The sequence below is a fragment of the Streptomyces sp. UNOC14_S4 genome (genome assembly GCF_020740835.1).
Lineage (GTDB): Bacteria > Actinomycetota > Actinomycetes > Streptomycetales > Streptomycetaceae > Streptomyces.
Genome location: NZ_JAINFC010000641.1, coordinates 1 through 3,701 on the forward strand (window position 1 = coordinate 1; position 3,701 = coordinate 3,701).

Sequence of the window (3,701 nt, forward strand, 5' to 3'; positions counted from 1 at the left end):
CAGGGGACCCGCCGGGGGCGGGGCGACGGCCTGCAGGGCCGAGGTGACGACGCCCACGGGCTCGGCCGCGGCCGCGTCCGCCGCGTCGGTCTCGTCGAGCGAGTCGTGGGTGACGGGCTTGCGGCGGGAGGCCGCGTAGATCGCGCCGGAGATCGCCAGGCCCAGGACGGCGACGGCGGTCACGCCCCAGGTGCCCCGGTCGGCGAGGAACGCGGCGCCACCGGCGACGAGGCCCGCGGCGGGGAGGGTCAGGCACCAGGCGATCGCCATGCGGCCCGCGGTGGACCAGCGGACCACGCCGCCCTTGCGGCCGAGGCCCGCGCCCATGATCGAGCCGGAGCAGACCTGCGTGGTGGAGAGCGCGAAGCCGATGTGGGAGGAGGCGAGGATCACGGTCGCGGCACCGGTCTGGGCGGCGAAGCCCTGCGGCGGCTGGATGTCGGTGATGCCCTTGCCCAGGGTGCGGATGATGCGCCAGCCGCCCAGGTACGTACCGAGCGCGATGGCCAGGCCCGCCGAGACGATGACCCACAGCGGCGGGTCCGAGTGTGGGGCGACGACGCCGCCGGTGACCAGCGCGAGGGTGATGACACCCATCGTCTTCTGGGCGTCGTTGGTGCCGTGGGCCAGGGAGACCAGGGCGGCGGAGGCGATCTGGCCCGCGCGGTAGCCCTTGGCGGTCTCCTTCTCGTCACGGCCCTTGGCGAGCCGGTACGTGAGCCGCGTCGCGACCATGGCCGCGACGCCCGCCACGAACGGCGCCGCGACGGCCGGGATGAGGACCTTCATGACGACCTTGTCGGCGTTGACCGCGTCGAAGCCGACCGAGACGATCGTCGCGCCGATCAGGCCGCCGAAGAGGGCGTGGGAGGAGCTGGAGGGCAGACCGGCCAGCCAGGTCAGCAGATTCCAGACGATCGCGCCGATCAGACCCGCGAAGATCACTTCGGGTCTGATCCCCGCGCTCTCGTCGATGATGCCGCCGGAGATGGTCTTGGCCACCTCGACGGACAGGAACGCGCCGACGAGGTTGAGGACGGCCGACATCGCCACCGCCACCTTGGGCTTGAGTGCCCCGGTGGAAATGGTGGTGGCCATGGCGTTGGCCGTGTCGTGGAAGCCGTTCGTAAAGTCGAACACCAAGGCCGTGACGATCACGATCCCGATGAGAAGCGTGATGTGTTCCATTCACCCAGGCAATCAGCTCGATGGTCAGTACAGCGGCGACCGTAAAGACCCTTGGTGAACGGAAGGTGAACTGGACCGGGCCGAGCAGTGACGCGAACCGGAGGCGGATGACCATGCAGAGAGCGAAGACCGCGCACGACGAGACGTACGGCGAGACCCACGGCGGGACGCACGGCGAGACCGGCGCCATCCGGAAGGCCTGGGCGGAGGTCGTCGCCACCGCCCGCCGCACCACCGCGGAGGGCCTGGTGGTGGGCACCTCCGGCAATGTCTCGGCGAGGGTCGGCGATGTCGTCCTCGTCACGCCCAGCGGGGTGCCGTACGACCGGCTCGGCCCGGACGACGCGGTCGGTGTCGGCCTCGACGGGCGGCAGGTGCTCGGAGAGCTCACCCCCACCAGCGAGCTGCCCATGCACCTCGCCGTCTACCGCACGACCGACGCCGCGGCCGTCGTCCACACCCACGCCGTCCACGCCACGGCCGCCGCCGGGCTGGTCGACGAGCTGCCGCTGGTCCACTACATGGCGGGCGCCCTCGGCGGACCGGTGCGGGTCGCCCCGTACGCGCTCTACGGCACGGACGAACTCGCGGCGCACATGCTCCGGGCCCTGGAGGGACGGACCGGGTGCCTGCTGCGCAACCACGGGACGATCACGTACGGGGCGACGCTGGCGCAGGCGTACGACCGGACGGCGCAGCTGGAGTGGATGTGCCGGGTGTGGCTGACGTCGGCGTCGGTACCGGGGCTGGCGCCGGCGCTCCTGACGCGTGACGAGTTGGCTTCGGCGGCGGCGAAGCTGCGCGGTTATGGTCAGCGGCGGTAGGGAGCCCTACTCCTGTGACCGGGGGCTGCGCCCCCGGGCCCCCGCGCCTATTGGGGTGCCTCGTGAGCCCGTCTTGCGGCTGCGGGCGCGTTGTGGCTGGTCGCGCAGTTCCCCGCGCCCCTGATGGGGTGCGGTCGCCGTACGTCCTCCCCCCCCCGGTTGTGGGCATGCGTTCCGCAAAGGGCGGAACGGGTGGGCACAACCCGCCCACCGGCCGTAACCGACCACCGCGGGGGTCCGGGGGCGGAGCCCCCGGTGGGTCACCCGTCCGGTCCAGTGGCCGTGAGGCGAGCACGCCTCCACACTGGAGGCGTGCGTCTGGCGAAGGCGGCCGCCGTGGCCGCCACGACAGCAGTCGGTGCCGGAGCCGCCGCCGTGGTGGCGGGCCGGTACGCCGCCAGGCCCGCGCTGCGGCCGCGCCCCGGCAGCCCCCTCCCCGACGCGGAGGAGCTCATCGTCCACGCCGTCGGCCCGCACACCGTCACCCTGACCCGCAGCGTCACCGCGGCGTACCCCGGCGCGTACGGCCTGGTCGCCCCCGGGCTGCATGCCGTCGTCGGGCCCGTCGAGCAGGCGGCCGAAGCCCCCGCGGACTGCGTCGTGCGCCGTCTGGAGCGCGTCACCCACGGCGCGCTGGAGCCCGGCGCCCGGGTGCGGCTCACGCCGCAGGTGCACGCCGGGAACCCCCGTGACGCGCTCGGGCTCGACCACGCCGACGTGGAGGTGCCGGGCGAGCTGGGCCCCTTGCCCGCCTGGTTCGTGCCCGGGGACCGCGGCACGTGGGTGATCACGGTGCACGGCCTCGGCGCGACCCGTGAGCACCCCATGGTCGTCCTGCCGTTCCTGCACCGGATGCGGCTGCCCGTCCTCGACCTCGCCTACCGCGGCGACCCGGGCGCGCCCCCGGTGCCCGAGGGCGTCAGCCGTTTCGGCGCCTCCGAGTGGCGCGACCTCGACGCCGCGATCCGCTACGCCGTGCGCTACGGCGCCCGCCGCGTCGTCCTGCACGGCTGGTCCACCGGCGCCACGATGGCCCTGGTCGCCGCCCTGGACTCGGCGCTGGCGCCGCGGGTCGCCGGGATCGTCCTGGACTCGCCGGTTCTCGACTGGCAGGCCTTCGTCCGGGCCTGCGCGGCCCACCGCGGCACCCCCGCCCCGCTGATTCCGCTTGCGGCCCGCGCGGCGGAGGGCAGCACCGGTCTGGAGGCCGACAGCCTGATATCGGCCACCGACCCCTCCCGGCTGACCGGGCCCGTTCTGCTCGTGCACGGTCCCGACGACACCCTCGCGCCGTGGGGCCGGTCACGCGAACTCGTCGCACGGCGACCGGATCTGATCCATCTGCGGGCTGTCCGGCACGCCCCGCACGCGGCCATGTGGAATGCGAGTCCGGCGGCCTACGAAGAGGCCCTGCGGCGCTTCCTGACCCCCTTGATGTGACCGGATGCGACCCCTCCCACGGGGGTTCCGGCAGCTCCCGGGGCACACCCGAAAGGCATGGGCCGACGGCCGGACAATTGATTCCGATTGGGTTTTCGGAGCGTCAACGGCAAGACTGCTCCTGTGACGTCCCGTATTCCGCGCGACTCCCGGCTCAGGCTGGTTCCCCGACAGCCGATCGCCGCTGCCCGCCGGGCCGTGGCGAACCGCGGCTCCCGCCCCGCCCCCCGCCCGCCGGCGGGCAGCGGC

At 73.8% G+C, this 3,701-nt stretch carries 3 protein-coding genes; 2 read left to right on the forward strand and 1 reads right to left on the reverse strand.

The window, feature by feature from the left end:
- A partial coding sequence (locus K6I34_RS33535) for an inorganic phosphate transporter (protein ID WP_229331814.1) occupies window positions 1-1,188 on the reverse strand: 1,188 nt, incomplete at its 3' end.
- Window positions 1,189-1,295: 107 nt separating this feature from the next.
- Here K6I34_RS33535 and K6I34_RS33540 point away from each other — a divergent pair.
- Together K6I34_RS33540 and K6I34_RS33545 are read left to right on the forward strand one after the other, a co-directional pair.
- Window positions 1,296-2,012 (forward strand): class II aldolase/adducin family protein, encoded by a 717-nt coding sequence (locus tag K6I34_RS33540; RefSeq protein WP_229331815.1) that lies wholly within the window; start codon window positions 1,296-1,298, stop codon window positions 2,010-2,012.
- Window positions 2,013-2,324: 312 nt separating this feature from the next.
- Complete coding sequence (locus tag K6I34_RS33545; protein ID WP_229331816.1) at window positions 2,325-3,452, forward strand: alpha/beta hydrolase; 1,128 nt, start codon at window positions 2,325-2,327, stop codon at window positions 3,450-3,452.
- Window positions 3,453-3,701: the final 249 nt, after the last annotated feature.

What these genes read in the sequence shown, in the direction of transcription:
- K6I34_RS33540 (WP_229331815.1), top strand. Translation starts at nt 1,296, where the DNA reads ATGACCATGCAGAGAGCGAAGACCGCGCACGACGAGACGTACGGCGAG.